The sequence below is a fragment of the Pseudoduganella sp. RAF53_2 genome (assembly GCF_052113985.1).
Classification (GTDB): Bacteria; Pseudomonadota; Gammaproteobacteria; order Burkholderiales; family Burkholderiaceae_D; genus Rugamonas.
This window is the reverse complement of record NZ_JBFRDW010001053.1, coordinates 1-1132: the sequence shown is the minus strand read 5'-3', so window position 1 is coordinate 1132 and position 1132 is coordinate 1. Positions and strand designations below refer to the sequence as shown.

Here is a 1132-nt window from a genome sequence, read left to right as displayed (position 1 = left end):
AGACATCATTCACCAGCATCAGCAGGCGGATTTGCTGGAAAGCCTGATCGGGCGTGGCGCCCATCGGCACGTCGTCCGTGATCACAGCCACTTCCGCCTCAAAGTCGATGCCCCACTCTTCGTGCTTCAGCTCGATGTCGTCGGCCGGGCCGATGAAATCGTCGCTGCCGCCCTGGTACATCAGCGGATCTTCCCAGAACGAAGCCGGCATTTCCGCATTGCGCGCCTTGCGCACCAGCTCGACGTGGTTGACGTAGGCCGAGCCATCGGCCCACTGGAAGGCGCGCGGCAGTGGCGCCATGCAGTTCTTCGGATCGAAGTCGAAGCTGCGGCGGGCCTTGCCTTCGTTCAGCGCGCGGTAGAGTTCGTCAAGCTGGGGCGCAATGAAGGACCAGTCGTCCAGCGCGCGCTGCATCGATCGCGCGACACCGTCCGCCACCACTGCCGTTTTCAGATCACGCGAGACGACGATCAATTGACCGTCGCGGGTACCGTCTTTGAGGGTTGCGAGTTTCATGTGTCAGATAGAGGCTAACAGGCCAAGTTGTTCGGGAGAGAGGTAGCACCACTCGCCTTCTTTCAGGCCGAGCGCATCCAGCTGCAGGCCGCCAATGGCGGAGCGGTGCAGCGTCGCGCAATGGTTGCCGGCGGCAGCGAGCATGCGCTTAACCTGGTGGTATTTGCCTTGTTCCAGCACGATCTCCAGCTGATTTTCGCCCTTCTTTTCGCAAATCAGTGCCGCCAGCGGGGCCGGTTCGTCGTGCAGCTGGACGCCGCTCAGCATCTGCTGCACCAGCTCGTCGGTCACGGGGGTATCGGTGGTGGCTTGATAAACCTTGGGAACGTGGCGCTTCGGCGACGATTGTGCGTGTATAAAGGGGCCATCGTCGGACATCAGCAGCATGCCTGTCGTGTCATGATCAAGCCGACCGACCGGCTGCACCTCGCGCCAGGTGAACTGCTCCGGCAGCAAGGTCAGCACGCCGGGATGATGGCTCGGCTTGCGCGAGCATTCGTAGTCGGCCGGTTTGTACAACGCGATGTAGACGTGCTCGCGGTAGACCCACTCCTCTTCGAAAACGTGGAGAACCAGGCCTTCCGTTTCGAAAGTAGTCTTGTAATTGTCCTGCAC

At 61.0% G+C, this 1132-nt stretch carries 2 protein-coding genes; both read right to left on the bottom strand.

Annotation, left to right across the window (positions count from 1 at the left end; genetic code table 11):
- A partial coding sequence (locus AB4Z11_RS32250) for a fumarylacetoacetate hydrolase family protein (RefSeq protein WP_442030338.1) occupies window positions 1-517 on the bottom strand: 517 nt, incomplete at its 3' end.
- 3 nt (window positions 518-520) lie between these two features.
- On the bottom strand, window positions 521-1132 hold a 612-nt coding region (locus AB4Z11_RS32245), incomplete at its 5' end, for a 16S rRNA pseudouridine(516) synthase (RefSeq protein ID WP_442030336.1).